General features: G+C 64.7%; 13 protein-coding genes. 1 reads left to right on the top strand and 12 read right to left on the bottom strand.

Annotated elements, in window-relative coordinates; all coding sequences use genetic code 11:
• Positions 1 to 3 precede the first annotated feature (3 nt).
• The 11 genes from XH98_RS33410 to XH98_RS33360 form a co-directional block, all read right to left on the bottom strand.
• On the bottom strand, positions 4 to 1,182 hold the full coding sequence (locus XH98_RS33410; RefSeq protein ID WP_271603223.1) for an aminotransferase: 1,179 nt from the start codon (positions 1,180 to 1,182) through the stop codon (positions 4 to 6).
• Positions 1,183 to 1,190: 8 nt separating this feature from the next.
• A complete protein-coding gene (locus tag XH98_RS33405; protein ID WP_271603224.1) occupies positions 1,191 to 1,517 on the bottom strand; it encodes a rhodanese-like domain-containing protein in 327 nt (108 codons plus the stop codon).
• 158 nt (positions 1,518 to 1,675) lie between these two features.
• Positions 1,676 to 3,604 carry a potassium transporter Kup gene (locus XH98_RS33400; RefSeq protein WP_271621111.1) on the bottom strand — a complete coding sequence of 643 codons (1,929 nt, stop codon included), beginning with the start codon at positions 3,602 to 3,604 and terminating at the stop codon, positions 1,676 to 1,678.
• Positions 3,605 to 3,757: 153 nt separating this feature from the next.
• On the bottom strand, positions 3,758 to 5,656 hold the full coding sequence (locus XH98_RS33395; RefSeq protein WP_057758399.1) for a potassium transporter Kup: 1,899 nt from the start codon (positions 5,654 to 5,656) through the stop codon (positions 3,758 to 3,760).
• A gap of 173 nt (positions 5,657 to 5,829) precedes the next feature.
• A complete protein-coding gene (locus XH98_RS33390; protein WP_057758401.1) occupies positions 5,830 to 6,660 on the bottom strand; it encodes an OmpA/MotB family protein in 831 nt (276 codons plus the stop codon).
• Positions 6,661 to 6,685: 25 nt separating this feature from the next.
• On the bottom strand, positions 6,686 to 7,459 hold the full coding sequence (locus XH98_RS33385; protein ID WP_271621110.1) for a motility protein A: 774 nt from the start codon (positions 7,457 to 7,459) through the stop codon (positions 6,686 to 6,688).
• A 212-nt stretch (positions 7,460 to 7,671) separates the two neighbouring features.
• The gene (locus XH98_RS33380) at positions 7,672 to 8,496 is read right to left on the bottom strand and encodes an SDR family NAD(P)-dependent oxidoreductase (RefSeq protein WP_271621109.1); all 825 of its coding nucleotides are present in this window, start codon (positions 8,494 to 8,496) and stop codon (positions 7,672 to 7,674) included.
• A gap of 15 nt (positions 8,497 to 8,511) precedes the next feature.
• Positions 8,512 to 9,231, bottom strand: coding sequence for an RraA family protein (locus XH98_RS33375; RefSeq protein ID WP_057759062.1), 720 nt, complete (start codon positions 9,229 to 9,231; stop codon positions 8,512 to 8,514).
• Positions 9,232 to 9,351: 120 nt separating this feature from the next.
• Positions 9,352 to 10,233 carry a CDP-alcohol phosphatidyltransferase family protein gene (locus XH98_RS33370; protein WP_271621108.1) on the bottom strand — a complete coding sequence of 294 codons (882 nt, stop codon included), beginning with the start codon at positions 10,231 to 10,233 and terminating at the stop codon, positions 9,352 to 9,354.
• Positions 10,234 to 10,320: 87 nt separating this feature from the next.
• Positions 10,321 to 11,025 carry a phosphatidylserine decarboxylase gene (locus XH98_RS33365; protein WP_271603331.1) on the bottom strand — a complete coding sequence of 235 codons (705 nt, stop codon included), beginning with the start codon at positions 11,023 to 11,025 and terminating at the stop codon, positions 10,321 to 10,323.
• Between the two features lie 74 nt (positions 11,026 to 11,099).
• Entirely contained in the window at positions 11,100 to 13,055 is a 1,956-nt protein-coding gene (locus XH98_RS33360; protein WP_271603229.1) for an ABCB family ABC transporter ATP-binding protein/permease, read from the bottom strand.
• Between the two features lie 202 nt (positions 13,056 to 13,257).
• Here XH98_RS33360 and XH98_RS33355 point away from each other — a divergent pair, with 202 nt between their 5' ends.
• Positions 13,258 to 13,863: a TIGR00730 family Rossman fold protein gene (locus XH98_RS33355; protein ID WP_271603230.1), complete on the top strand. Its 606-nt coding sequence runs from the start codon at positions 13,258 to 13,260 to the stop codon at positions 13,861 to 13,863.
• Positions 13,864 to 13,951: 88 nt separating this feature from the next.
• Here the strand turns inward: XH98_RS33355 and XH98_RS33350 are convergent, their stop codons facing one another.
• The gene (locus tag XH98_RS33350; protein WP_271603231.1) at positions 13,952 to 14,329 is read right to left on the bottom strand and encodes a VOC family protein; all 378 of its coding nucleotides are present in this window, start codon (positions 14,327 to 14,329) and stop codon (positions 13,952 to 13,954) included.
• Positions 14,330 to 14,448 lie beyond the last annotated feature (119 nt).

Genomic DNA, 14,448 nt, shown 5'->3' with positions numbered 1-14,448 from the left:
TGTCTACCTCTTGCGTCCACGTATCGCATCCGACAGCCGCTCCAGCGCGGTGTCGAGCGTCTGGTCTTTCTTGGCAAAGCAGAAGCGCACCACCGAGGTCACAGGGTCCTGCTCGTAGAATGCCGAGACCGGAATCGCCGCGACCTTGTAGTCCTTCACGATCCGCCAGCAGAACTCGGTATCGCTCTCGTTGAGCCCGAGCGGCGACAGGTCGACGGTGAGGAAGTAGGTGCCTTGCGACTTCAGCACGGGGAAGCCGAGGCTCTCGAGGCCCCTGGTCAGGCGATCCCGGCTCCGCGTCAGGTCTTTCCGCATCGACAGGAAGTAGTCGTCGGACTTGCCGAGGCCGTAGGCCACGGCGGCCTGCAGGTTCGGCGCGGTGGTGAAGGTCAGGAACTGGTGCACCTTGGCGGCGACGCGCAATAGCGGCGGCGCGGCGCAGACGAAGCCGATCTTCCAGCCCGTCAGCGAGAAGATCTTGCCGGCCGAACCGACCTTGATGGTGCGCTCGCGCATGCCGGGGACGGTGATCAGCGGGATGTGTTTGTGCTCGTCGAAGGTGACGTGCTCCCAGACCTCGTCGCAAATCGCGATGACGTCGAACTCCTGGCAGTACCGCGCCAAGAGCTCGAGGTCCTCGCGCGGATACACCACCGCCGATGGATTCAGGGGATTGTTGAACAGCACCGCCTTGGTCTTTGAATTGAAGACGCTTTTCAGCATGTCCTCATTCAGTCGCCAGTGCGGCGGCTCGAGCCGCACCAGGCGCGGAATGCCGCCGGCCTGGCGGATGATCGGCAGGTAGGAATCATAGACCGGCTGGAAGCAGACCACCTCGTCACCGGGCTGCACCACCGCCAGGATCGCCGAGGTCAGCGCCTCGGTGCCGCCTGACGTCACCATCACCTCGCTCATCGGATCGAGCTTGAGGCCATGCCAGTGGCCGTAATGGGTCGCGATCGCCTGACGCAGCTCCGGGATGCCCATCATCGACGGATACTGGTTGTAGCCGTTGAGCGAGGCGTCGGCCGCGGCGCGGCGGATGTCCTCGGGGCCGGGATCATCGGGAAAGCCCTGGCCGAGATTGATGGCGGCATTGTCGCGCGCGGCCTGCGACATCGCCTCGAAGATGGTGACAGGAAGGTCGGCGAAGACCTTGTTCAGGGAAGAGCTTTTGGACATCGACCCGATCAGCCACCGACCTTGCTGGGAAGCCCGGCCGCCTTCCAGCCAAGCATGCCGCCGGCCAGATGCTTGTTGTAGGGCAGGCCCGCCGCTTGCGCCGCCAGCGAGGCGGTCACCGAGCGCTTGCCGGAGCGGCAGGCGAACACGACGTCCTTGCCTTGGGGATCAGGGATTGCCTTGGGATCGAAGGTCGAGAGCGGCACGACCACGCCGTACGGGTAAGCCTCGGCCTCGACCTCGTTCGGCTCACGGACGTCGACCAGCAGATAGCGCCCTTCCGCGACACCCTTGGAGACCTCGTCCGGGGTCAGATCCTGTACTTGATTTGCCACATCATCCTCCAAAGTCGGGGGCGCTCGCCGGAGTGATCCCGGCCGGCGGCAACCTCGCCTCTCGGCAAGCGAAAATCAAGCGCTACAAAGGCTTGAGCTGCCTTGCGCAAGTTAAAGCTAAATCGCAGCGACTTGAAGTGCGGCTTTGAATCCGGGCGCTAGATCGTGACCTGCGTGCCGACCTCGACCACGCGCCCCGAGGGGATCTGGAAATAGTCGGTGGCATCGTTTGCCGAACGGCTGAGCGAGATGAACAGCCGGTCCTGCCAGCGCGGCATGCCCGAATGGGCGGCAGGCTTGAGCGCCCTGCGCGACAGGAAGAACGAGGTCGACATGATGTCGAACTGCCAGCCGAGCTTGCGGGCGATGGCGAGGGCCTTCGGCACGTTGGGCGATTCCATGAAGCCGAACTTCAGCCTCACCTTGGAGAAGGTCGGTGAGATCTGCTCCAGGCGGACGCGCTCGGCCGGATCGATGCGCGGGGTCTGCGCGGTCTCGATGGTGAGAATGACATTCTTCTCGTGAAGCACTTTGTAGTGTTTCAGACTATGCATCAGCGCAGTCGGCGCGCTCAGGGGATCGCTGGTGAGGAACACCGCGGTTCCAGGGACCCGCTGCGGTGGCCGCTTTTCCAGCATCGCCACGAGGTCGGCGAGCGGGAATTCGAGCTTGCGCGACTTCTCGAACAGCAGCCGGCTGCCGCGCCGCCACGTGTACATCAGCAGGATCATGAGGGAGCCGAGCGCGAGCGGCACCCAGCCGCCCTCGAACACCTTGAGCAGGTTGGCGGCGAGGAACGTCAGGTCGAGGAACAGGAACGGCGCGATCAGGGCCGCGGCTCCCAGCGGAGACCACTTCCAGGCCTTCCAGATCACGACAAAGCCCATCAAACCGGTGACCACCATGGTGCCGGTCACGGCGATGCCGTAGGCCGAGGCCAGCGCGCTGGAGGAGCGGAACAACAGGACCATCAAGATCACGGCAACCAGCAGCAGCTGGTTGATGCGCGGGATGAAGATCTGGCCGGAATGGGCTTCGGATGTATGGCGAATTTCAAAGCGCGGCAGCAGCCCGAGCTGAATCGCCTGCCGCGTCAGCGAGTAGGCGCCGGTAATGACGGCCTGGCTGGCGATGACGGTGGCGGCGGTGGCAAGCACAACCATGCCGCCGCGGACCCAGCCTTGGGGGAACAGCTGGAAGAACGGACTCTCGATCGCGGCGGGATCGCCGAGCACGAGAGCACCCTGCCCCAGATAGTTCAGCGCCAACGACGGCAGCACGACGAACAGCCAGGCGGTCTGGATCGGCCGCTTGCCGAAGTGGCCGAGGTCGGCATAGAGCGCCTCGGCACCGGTCACGGCGAGAAACACGGCGCCCAGCGTGACGAAGCCGATAATGCCGTGGTGGAGCATGAAGGAAACGGCATAGAACGGGTTCAGGGCGAGCAGCACCTGCGGCTGCCGGATGATCGGACCGATCGCCGCGATCGCGATCACCGCGAACCAGACGCACATCACGGGTCCGAAGAACGCCGCGACGCGGGCGGTGCCGCGCGACTGCACGGCAAACAGGACGACCAGGATCACGACGGTCAGCGGAACGATGTAGGGCTCGAACGTCAGCGTGACGTCCTTCATGCCTTCGATCGCCGACAGCACGGAGACCGCCGGCGTGATCACGGCATCGCCATAGAACAGCGCGCCGGAAATGATACCGAGCAGGACGATGGTCGCCCCGCCGGTGCCGACCGCGCGCTGGGCCAGCGCCATCAAGGCGAGCGTGCCGCCCTCGCCGTTGTTGTCGGCGCGGAGCAGGATCACGACGTATTTCAGCGTCACCACGACGACGAGCGCCCATAGAATCAGCGAGACGACGCCGAGCACGGCGACCGTCGTGGGCGCGCCTTCCGCGCCCGATGCCGCCATCACCGCCTCGCGAAACGCGTAGAGCGGGCTGGTGCCGATATCGCCGTAGACGACGCCGATGCTGCCGAGCGTCAGCGCGCCGAAACCGACGGTGGTGTGGGCGTCGCCACGCCCATTGGCCGCCGCCGTTTCCGGGGCGGGAACTGCTACGTCACTTGTCATGGGAGAGCCTGGTGGCCTCTAAAAATGCTTCACTGCACAACGGCTGAAGAGAGCGCGCGGCTTATAGTCCTGCGCTGCCGGCATGGCCTAGCCCGATTCTGGGCCCTAGGCATGCAAAATTCACATAGGTCCGCCATTGCGTCCCATTTGCCCTCAAATGGTGACTTGGGTTCCGACTTCAACCACCCGGCCGGTCGGAATCTGGAAATAGTCGGTGGCGTCGTTGGCCGAGCGGCTGAGCGCAATGAACAGGTGGTCCTGCCAGAGCGGCATGCCCGATTGCGCCGAGGCCTTCAGCGAGCGCCGCGACACGAAGAACGACGTCGACATGATGTCGAACTGCCAGCCCTGCTTGCGCGCGATCGCGAGAGCCTTGGGCACGTTAGGCTGCTCCATGAAGCCGAAGCGCAGCCGCACCTTGGAGAACTTCTCGCTGATCTTCTCCATCTTGAAGCGCTCGGAGAGATCGACCCGCGGCGTGTGCGCGGTCTCGATGGTCAGGATCACGTTGTGCTCATGCAGCACCTTGTTGTGCTTGAGATTGTGCAGCAGCGCGGTCGGCACGAAAGCGGGATCGCTGGTCAGGAACACTGCCGTGCCCTTGACGATGTGCGGTGGCCGCTTCTCCAGGCTGCGGATCAGGTCGTCCAGTGGCACCTCGATCCGGCGCGTCTTCTGGATCAGGATTGCCGAGCCGCGCCGCCAGGTCCAGATCGTCGCCGCCATCGTCGCACCGAAAAGCAGCGGGACCCAGGCGCCTTCGAGCAGCTTCAGGAGATTGGCGCTGAAGAAGGTGATATCGACCATGACGAAAGGCAGGATCACCACGGCAGCGGTCGCAGCCTTCCAGTTCCACAATTTCCAGATCACCACAAAGCCCATGATGCCGTCGGCGACCATGGTGGTGGAGACCGCAATGCCATAGGCCGAGGCGAGATTGCTGGGCGTGTGAAACAGCAGCACCAGCAGCATCACGCCGATCAGCAGCAGCCGGTTGACCCGCGGCAGATAGATTTGGCCGGCATGGGTCTCCGACGTGTAGCGCACTTCGAAGCGCGGCAAGAGGCCGAGTTGCACGGCCTGATAGACCAGCGAATAGGCACCGGTGATCACCGCCTGGCTCGCGATGACGGTGGCAGCAGTCGCGAGCCCGACCAGCGGCAGCACCAGATGCTCGGGCACCATGCGATAGAACGAATGCTCGATCGCGCTGGGATCGGACAGCACCAGCGCGCCCTGGCCGAAATAGTTGATCAGCAGCGAGGGCAGCACGAAGAACATCCAGGCCGATTGGATCGGCTTGCGGCCGAAATGACCGAGGTCGGCATAGAGCGCTTCACCGCCGGTCACGGCGAGAAACACGGCGCCAAGCGTCACCAGGCCGATCGTGCCGTGCGACAGCAGGAATTGCAGCGCGTAATAGGGATTGATCGCAGCCAGCACCGACGGGTCGTCGGCGATGTGAATGACGCCGAGCACCGCGAGACATCCGAACCAGACCACCATCACCGGTCCGAAGGCCGAGGCCACCAGCGCCGTGCCCTTGCTCTGCACCGCAAACAGCAGCACCAGGATCAGCACCGTGAGTGGCACGACATAGTGCTCGAATGCGGGCGTCGCGAGCTTGAGTCCGTCGACCGCCGATAGCACCGAGATCGCCGGCGTGATCATGGAATCACCGATGAACATCGAGGCGCCGACCACGCCGAGCGCGAGCAGGAACCAACTCCGCCGCCCCAGCGCGCGCTGGCCGAGCGCCATCAAGGAGAGCGTGCCACCCTCCCCGTTATTGTCGGCGCGCAGCAGCAGCAGCACGTATTTGGCGGTGACGACGATCAGCAGCGCCCACAGGATCAGTGACAGCACGCCGAGCACCATGATCCGCGTCACCGGCGCGCCGTGCGCCGCGCCCCTCACCGCCTCGTGAAACGCGTAAAGCGGCGAGGTGCCGATGTCGCCGAAGACGACACCGATGCTCCCGAGCGTCAGGGCCCAAAAACCTGATGTGACCGGCCCCTCCTGGGTCTCGGTCTGTGTGATGCTCGCCGTCATGCGGGTGGAAAACGTTTCGTCCCTGGAATTGATCCGGCGCCTTTCGACGCTTCAGACGCGCCTGTCAATCGGCCCGCCACCATAGCAGGAGCCGCGGCAGATGCTGTGACGGCGCAGCCACGTTCGCCAGCATGGAGACCGGCCGCCTGAGGTAAAATGGTAGCGCAAGGGATTTAGGGCTTCAAGTTCGGCGGCAGCGGCGGATCTTCGCGCATCAGGGTGATGGTCACGCGGCGGTTCGCCGCGAGCGATGGATCGTCCGGGAACAACGGCTGGGTATCCGCCTTGCCGGAGACGGCGAAGATGTGCGATGGCGGCAGGCCCTCGCGTTCGAGGATCTGGCGCACCGCGTTGGCGCGATCGGCCGACAGGTCGAAGGCACCATAGTCGCTGCGCGTCGGCACGAAGCCGGCCGCGGTGTGGCCCGCGATGGAGACACGCAAGGGCGTGGCCTTGAGCGGGACCGCGAGCTTCTCGATCAGGCGCCGGGTGCGATCGTAAGGCACCTTGGACCCATCCGCGAACATCGAGCGGCCGTCCTGGTCGACGATCTCGAGGTTGAGGCCCTGCTTGGTCTCCTCGAACATGATGTGCTTGGACATTTCGGTCAGTTCCGGCATGTCCTGCAGCGCCTGACGCAGCGAGGCCGCGGCCAGTGCGAAATTGCGATCGATCTTCATCTTCGCGCCCTGGGTGCGGTCGCGATCTTCCTGGTCCGGCGTCGGCGTGTTGGAGGCGTCCTCCGGCTCGATGTGATCGACGTTCTTCAGCCGCGGCCGGGTCGGCAGACCATCGGACTCGACGATGCCGGCGTAGCGCGCCTCGCTCTGGACGCCGAAGGCGTCACGCATCGAGCCTGCGACGACCTTGAGCTTGTTGGCATCCTGGGTCGAGAATGCGACGAGCATCACGAAGAAGCTCATCATCAGTCCCATCAGGTCGGCGAAGGTCACGAACCAGCCGTGACCGCCTCCGTGAGCATCGCCGCGCTTCTTCTTGGCCATATCTCGATATCCGGACCGGGCAGCCTTATGCCGGCACCGGCTCGCCTTCGGCGTGGCGATGCTTCTCCGGCAGATAGGCCAGCAGCATTTCGCGCACGAGCGTCGGGCTCTTGGAGTCGCGGATCATCAGGATGCCGTCGATGATCAGCGTGCGGTTGGTTTCCTCGTCGAGCAGCTTGCCGTGCAGCTTGTCCGCGATCGGCAGACAGAACAGGTTCGCCACCAGCGCGCCGTACAGCGTCGCGAGCAGCGCGGTTGCCATGAACGGGCCGAGCTTGGACGGGTCGGTCATGTTCGCAAACATCTGCACCATGCCGATCAGCGTGCCGATCATACCGAACGCCGGCGCGCAGTCCCCGATGGCGCGGTAGATCTTGCTGCCCTCGTCGAGGTGCATGAGGAAGTTGTCGCGATCACGCTCGAGATTGTCCCGGATGAAATCGAGGTCGTAGCCGTCCGCGACGTAGCGGATGCCCTTGGCAAGGAACGGCTCGTCGGTCTCGACCTTTTCGAGGCCGACCGGTCCCTGCTTGCGGGCGATCTCGGCGATGCGGGCGAGCTCGTCGACGAGGTCGTGCGCCGACAGCCGGCTCATGGTGAAGGCGAATTTGGCGCCGAGCGGCAGGCCGTGCATCAGCGCCGACAGCGGAAAGCGGATCATGGTCGCCGCGATCGAGCCACCGAAGATGATGATCATCGCATGTTCGGAGATGAACATGTGGAGATCACCGCCCAAGAGCATCATGGTGGCGATGACGCCAAAGCCCACCACAAGGCCCACGCCGGTCATGATATCCATGGCAGACTCCAACGCGAACGCAACAACGGCCATCCTGGCCGCTGGCACGGTCCAACCCGAACCGCATCGGAAACCCTAGAGGGGCGCCCTTAAAGCCGCGTAAAGGTTAAGTTCATCCGATGCGACCGAGCGGCGCAATGCGACGGAACGACCGTGGCTTTGCCCTTGTGCGACATGAATCTCAACGCTTTGCTAACCATAATTGAGGCGCGTCAGGACGACAGTCCCGTCAGCTCCAGGCTGAGCGCGCGCAGGCGGCGGCGCGCATCGGCATCATAGGCCTGCGGATTGGCGCGTGCCTCGTTCATGCCGTTGAAGAACAGGCCGCTTCGAGCGGCAACGTCGTCGCCCTCGACCAGATGCAGGATCGCCGCGCCGCCCTGCTCCACCGTCGACATCGGCGTGATGCCGCCGGCGCGCACCATCGTGGTGTTCATATAGGTCGCCGGATGCAGCGCATTCACGGTGATCCGGTCGCTTTTCAATTCCTCCGCGAGATCGATCGTGAACATGATCTGCGACAGCTTGCTCTGCGCATAGGCGCGCGAGCCGCTATAGCCTTTCGTGATCATGACGTCGTCGAAATCGATCGGATGCTGGCCGAGCGAAGCGACATTGACGATGCGCGAGGGCGCCGCGGCCTTCAGCAACGGTAGCAGCAAATGGACCAGCAGGAAGCCTGAGAGATAGTTCACGGCAAAGCGCAGTTCGTGACCATCGCGGCTCTCCTGCCGTTGCGGCCCGTCATTCTGCGAGCCGATGCCGGCGTTGCTGACGAGGACGTCCAGGCGTTTGTGGTCACGGATCACAGCCGCCGCAAGCTCGCGCGTGCCTGCCATTGACGATAGATCGGCCTGATAGAAGGTCGGCGCGGCGTGACCGGCCTTCACGATCTCGTCGATCAGCGCCTTTGCGCGCTCAGCACTCCGGCCATGGATTAGGACATCAGCGCCTTCGGCGGCAAGGCGGGTTGCAACATAGCGCCCGACACCATCGGTCGAGCCCGTGATCAGCACCGTCTTGCCGCGCATGTTCATGACGTCACTCCTGGACTAGTGAATCTCCGCCGAGCGTTTCAGCGCGGCCTTGAGCTTCTCCAGCGAAAAGTCGGGGCTGCGCGCGATCTCGAGGATCGGCGTCTCGCGGCGGCCGCAGAGCTCGGCGGCTTCAGGCAGTTTCGCAGCGACGTCGAGCGGGATCACGATGGCGCCATGCCGGTCGGCGTGGATCAGATCGTCCGACCTCACGGTCATGCCGGCGACGCGCACCTCGCCGCCGAAGCTCTCGGCATGCACCCATGCATGCGACGGGCCGATCGAACCGGCCAGCGCCTGGAAACCAGGAGCCCATTGCGGGATGTCGCGGATCGAGCCGTCGGTGATGACGCCGAGGCAGCCGAGCGCCTTGTGCACGTTGCTTTGCACCTCGCCCCAGAACGCGCCGTAGCCAACGTCGGGGCCGTCGATGTCCTGGATCACCGAGATGCGCGGACCGTGGCCGGTTCCGACATACTCATAATATTCGATGCGGCGCTTCGACTGTTCCTCGGCCGGGAGCGAGGATTTCAGGACCGAGCGGATCGCAACCGTGCGGGCATAGCCGACGATCGGAGGCAGATCCGGGAACGGGCAGACCAACTGTTTGGTGGTGTAGCCGATCAGGCGGCGCTCCGGCGCCACGATCTCCATGGCATTGCAGATCGTCGGCGTGTCATAGCGGCCCAGCGCTTCGAGGACGGAAGCGGGCAGCGGCCCGGTCGCGGTATTGGTCACGGCGTTCTCTCCCAGATTGGCGGCTGATTGACGCGATGCCGCCGACACAGGGCGATATAGCCGAGATCGGGCCTTAACCCAACTCGGGTGGCCTCATGGCAGATATCCGCGTGCGATCGCTCAGTGCAGCCGTCCGGGCCGGTCGTCGTCGTGCGGCGGCTCCGACAGGCTTGTCAGTGTCGGCGCCGACGGCGGCGACGGGACTTCGCCGCTGGGCGGCGTGGTGGCCTGCATCGCGCGCGCCTGGTCACGGTAGGATTTGTAGCCGAGCGGCAGGGCGAGCAGATACAGCACCGTGCCGATCGACAGCACGTACCAGGGATAGCTGATCAGAAGCGCAATGAAGAAGATCACCGCGACGAACGCGGGCAGCACGAGTTCGGGAGGCACCCGCATGCGCATGCTCTTGCCGGAGAACACCGGCAGCCGCGACACCATCAGGAAGGCGATCAGCAGCGTGTAGCCGGCCGTCAGAGCCGCAGGCCAGCGCCCGAGATCCAGGAACGCCGCATAGATCGGCAACATCACCGTGATGGCGCCGGCCGGCGCCGGCACGCCGGTGAAGAAATTGGCGGCGAATGCCGGCTTGTTCGGATCATCAAGCGTGGCGTTGAAGCGCGCGAGCCGCAGGCACATGGAGATCGCAAACACCATGGCCGCGATCCAGCCGGCATTGCCGAGCTCGTGCAGCTGCCAGAAGTACAGCATCAGTCCCGGGGCGACGCCGAAATTGACGAAGTCGGCGAGGCTGTCGAGTTCGGCACCGAATTTGGACTGGCCCTTGATCAGCCGCGCGATGCGGCCATCGATGCCGTCGAGCGCGGCCGCGAACACGATGGCGTAGACGGCGAGCGTCATCCGCCCCTCGATCGAGAGCCGGATCGCCGTCAGCCCGGCGCAGATCGCCAGCAGCGTGATGACATTGGGCACCAGCATCCGCACCGGGATCGGGCGGAACCGCCGGCGGCGAATATCTGGATCTCGGTCGTCGTAGGGCGTCATTGGCTCGTCCTTACCTCTGGGCGAGATATAGCAAGCCGTGCTCCCCTCCGCCATCGCGGCGGAAGGCCCCCGACAGCGGCGTCTTGGTCAACTGGCGCGGTAGGTGCGGCCGGGGTCGTCGCCGGTGAGGTCGGCCAGGATGGTCTCGCCCGCAATCGCTGTCTGCCCTTCCGAGACCAGCGCCTTGGTACCGACCGGCAGGTAGACGTCGAGTCGCGAGCCGAAGCGGATCAGGCCGAACCGCTCGCCGGCACCGACCGCCTGCCCTTCCCTAACGAAGCAGACGATGCGCTTGGCCACCAGGCCCGCGATCTGGATCACGCCGATGCGGCCCTGCGGCGTCGAGATAACGAGCGAATTGCGCTCATTGTCCTCGCTCGCCTTGTCCAGCTCGGCGTTGATGAACAAGCCCGGCCGATAGGCGATGCGGTCCACCCTGCCCGCGACGGGAGCGCGATTCACGTGGCAGTTGAACACGCTCATGAACACCGAGATGCGCGGCAGCGGCCGGTCGCCGAGGCCAAGCTCGGCCGGCGGCAACGCCATGGTGATCATCGAGACCCGGCCGTCGGCCGGCGACACCACGAGCCCGTCGCGCTGCGGCGTCACGCGAACGGGATCGCGGAAGAACAGCGCGCACCACACGGTGAGGATCGTGCCGATCCATCCCAGCGGCGACCACAGCCAGAACAGGACCAGGCTTGCCAGCGCAAAGCCGCCGATGAAGGGATAGCCCTCCTTGTGGATCGGCGGGATCTGACGCTGGATCGAATCGAGAATGGACATCGCTATCTGCCGCTGGAGGGGTTGGTGGCGCGGGTCGTCGCGCCGGCCTGTTTAGGCCAGAGTTGGGACCGGAGACAAGCTCACTCCGCGGCCGCCTGCGCCGCGAGGGCGTCCTCGACCGGCGGCGGCTCCCGGTTGGGCGCCTCGCTGCTGTCGGCCATACGAGCCAGTTTCTCGCGCGCGGCCTCGGCCTCGCGCTGCCTGTTCCACATGCTGGCGTAGAGTCCGTCCTGTGCGAGCAGGCTGGCATGGGTACCGCGCTCGGCGATGCGCCCCTGCTCCAGCACGATGATCTCGTCGGCGCCGACGATGGTCGAGAGGCGGTGTGCGATCACCAGCGAGGTGCGGTTCTTCGCGACGCGGTCGAGCGCGCCCTGGATCTCATGCTCGGTGTGGGTGTCGAGCGCCGACGTCGCCTCATCAAGCACCAGGATCGGCGGCGCCTTCAAGACGGTGCGCGCGATCGCGACGCGCTGCTTCTCGCCGCCCGACAATTTCAGGCCGCGTTCTCCGACCTGGGTCTCGTAGCCCATCGGCGCCATGCGGATGAAATGGTCGATCTGCGCAAGACTTGCGGCTTCCTCGACCTCGGCATCGGTCGCATCCCAGCGGCCATAACGGATGTTGTAGCGGATGGTGTCGTTGAACAGCACCGTGTCCTGCGGCACCATGCCGATCGAGGCGCGCAAGCTCGCTTGCGTGACCTGCCGGATATCCTGGCCATCGATCAGGATCTTGCCGCCGGAGACGTCGTAGAGGCGGAAGAGAAGGCGCGAGATGGTCGACTTGCCGGCGCCTGACGGGCCGACGATCGCCACCGTCTTGCCGGCCGGCACCTCGAAGCTGATGCCTTTGAGGATCGGCCGCTTCGGCTCATAGGCAAAGCGCACGTCCTCGAAGCGCACGGTGCCGGCGGAAACGACCAGCGGCCGCGCACCGGGCGCGTCCTTGATCTCGGCCTCGCGGTGGATCACGTTGAACATCTTCTCGATGTCGATGATCGCCTGCTTGATCTCGCGATAGACCATGCCCATGAAATTCAGGGGTTGGTACAGCTGGATCATCATGGCGTTGACCAGCACGAAATCGCCGACCGTGTTGGTGCCGTTGCGCACGCCGATCGCGCACATCAGCATCGTCGCGGTCAGCCCCAGCGTGAAGATCACGGCCTGCCCCGTGTTGAGCACGGCGAGTGATGTGTAGGCGTGGACGCTCGACTCCTCGTAGCGCGCGACCGAGCGGTCGTAGCGTTGCGCCTCGCGCGCCTCGGCGCTGAAATATTTGACGGTCTCGTAATTGAGCAGGGAGTCGATCGCCTTGGTGTTCGCGTCGGTGTCGGAATCGTTCATCTTGCGGCGGATGCCGATCCGCCACTCGGTCGCGACGTAGGTGTAGTACATGTAGACCGCCACCGTGATCAGCGTCGCGACCACGTAGCGCCAGTCGAACTGCCACAGCAGCACCGCCATCAGCAGCGAGACCTCGACAATGGTCGGGATCAGCTGAAGGATCACCATGCGCACGATGACCTCGATGCCCGCGCGGCCGCGCTCGAGCACGCGCGTCAGGCCCCCGGTCTTGCGCTCGAGGTGAAAACGCAGCGAGAGCTCGTGCATATGGATGAAAGTGATGTTCGCGAGCTTGCGCACCGCATGCATGGCGACACGCGCAAAGATGCCGTCGCGCCATTGCGTCAGCACCGCCATCACGATGCGCATGAGGCCGTAGCTCGCCGTCAGCAGCAGCGGCGATGCGACCACCCAGAGGTGCCAGTTGCCGGCCTGCACCGGCGCTGTGTTGGCCCCGGTGAGCGCATCGGTTGCCCATTTGAAGCTGAACGGCACCGTCAGCGTGATCAACTTGGCCGCGAGCAGCAGCACCATCGACCAGACCACGCGCATTTTCAGGTCGAAGCGGTCGCTCGGCCAGATATAGGGCCACAGATGCGCAAGCGTGCCCATCAGCGTGGCCCGCTCCAGCGGTCCGGCAGCGGAGGCAGGAACGTCGGTGCCGTCTAGCGATTGAGGTTGGTCCATCAAGAAAGCCTGAGGGCCCACCAAAGGCGGGCGGCGCTGCGATTAACGATTTGTGCCCCCCATATAGAGACTTCCCGATGCCAAAGCACCCCGCCAGATGGCGAATCTTCGATTGTTTGTCGCCGTTTACCGGTAGATTTCCGGGTGGTCCGAATCACCTGAAGGGCTTGACGCCACTTCGCTGCAATGCATCATGACAGCAATGAGCACCATTAAAACCGTTTGTGTCTATTGCGGCTCCGGCCCCGGAACCAATCCCCACTTCACCGCAGGCGCCAAAGCGTTCGGCAAGGCGCTGGCCGAGAACAATATCCGCCTTGTCTATGGCGGCGGCTCGCTGGGCCTGATGGGCTCGGTCGCGACGTCAGTGCTGGACCACGGCGGCACCGTCACCGGCATCATTCCCGAATTCCTGCGCAAGCGCGAGAATGCGCTGACGCGCGTGCAGGAAATGATCGTCACGCCCGACATGCACGAGCGCAAGCGGCTGATGTTCGAGCGCTCCGACGCCTTCGTGGCGCTGCCCGGCGGGATCGGCACGCTGGAGGAGCTGGTCGAGCAATTGACCTGGAAGCAGCTCGGCCGGCACGCCAAGCCGGTGCTGCTCGCCAACATCGACAATTTCTGGGAGCCGCTGTTCTCGCTGCTGTCGCACATGCGCCAGACCGAGTTCATCCGCGCCGGCCTCTCGGTCGACATCCTCAAGGCCGATCGCGTCGAGGAGATCCTGCCGAAGCTGAAGGCGGCTGCGGCACAGATCGCCGAGACGGAAAAGCAGATGGCGCCGGAAGTCGCGCGCAAGCTGTAGAGCTTTTTTGCTTGCGCATGATCTCCGCGCAAACGCGTTCCGCGTTTGTCGCGAGGGAAAACCGCCACACACTTTTCCGGATCATGCGCTACTCCTGCGGAAACGTCACCGCCTCGATCCGGTTGCCGTCGGGGTCGACGACGAAGGCCGCGTAATAGCGCACGCGGTCATGCGGACGGAGGCCCGGCGCGCCGTCGGAGGCGCCGCCGTTCGCAACCGCAGCAGCGTGGAATGCATCGACCTCTCCTGTCGTCTTCGCCCGCAGACAGATATGCACACCGCTCTCCGGGGGGACTGGCGGCATGGCCTCGCGCAGATTGATCCAGAATTCAGGATAGGCCTTGCCGAAGCCGACCGTGCGCGGCCGGGTGACCAGGCGCGTGAGCCCGAGCGTGGCGAGCGTGGCCTCATAGAACCTTGCGGAGCGATCGAGATTGCTGACGCCGACGGAGATGTGGTCGATCATGACTTGCTCTCTCCTCATTCTCCGCTGTCATCGCCCGGCTTGACCGGGCGATCCAGTACTCCGAGACGCCGCGGCGTTACGGAGAAGCCGCGGCGTACTGGATACCCCGCTTTCGCGGG

The sequence above is a fragment of the Bradyrhizobium sp. CCBAU 51745 genome (assembly GCF_028128715.1).
GTDB lineage: Bacteria > Pseudomonadota > Alphaproteobacteria > Rhizobiales > Xanthobacteraceae > Bradyrhizobium > Bradyrhizobium manausense.
Note: the sequence above shows the minus strand (reverse complement) of the source record. Positions and strands in the feature narration are given on the sequence as shown.

Coding starts and splice junctions, on each gene's coding strand:
- XH98_RS33410 (WP_271603223.1), bottom strand. CDS start 1,182: ATGTCCAAAAGCTCTTCCCTGAACAAGGTCTTCGCCGACCTTCCTGTC.
- XH98_RS33400 (WP_271621111.1), bottom strand. CDS start 3,604: ATGACAAGTGACGTAGCAGTTCCCGCCCCGGAAACGGCGGCGGCCAAT.
- XH98_RS33395 (WP_057758399.1), bottom strand. CDS start 5,656: ATGACGGCGAGCATCACACAGACCGAGACCCAGGAGGGGCCGGTCACA.
- XH98_RS33390 (WP_057758401.1), bottom strand. CDS start 6,660: ATGGCCAAGAAGAAGCGCGGCGATGCTCACGGAGGCGGTCACGGCTGG.
- XH98_RS33385 (WP_271621110.1), bottom strand. CDS start 7,459: ATGGATATCATGACCGGCGTGGGCCTTGTGGTGGGCTTTGGCGTCATC.
- XH98_RS33380 (WP_271621109.1), bottom strand. CDS start 8,496: ATGAACATGCGCGGCAAGACGGTGCTGATCACGGGCTCGACCGATGGT.
- XH98_RS33370 (WP_271621108.1), bottom strand. CDS start 10,233: ATGACGCCCTACGACGACCGAGATCCAGATATTCGCCGCCGGCGGTTC.
- XH98_RS33360 (WP_271603229.1), bottom strand. CDS start 13,055: ATGGACCAACCTCAATCGCTAGACGGCACCGACGTTCCTGCCTCCGCT.
- XH98_RS33355 (WP_271603230.1), top strand. CDS start 13,258: ATGAGCACCATTAAAACCGTTTGTGTCTATTGCGGCTCCGGCCCCGGA.
- XH98_RS33350 (WP_271603231.1), bottom strand. CDS start 14,329: ATGATCGACCACATCTCCGTCGGCGTCAGCAATCTCGATCGCTCCGCA.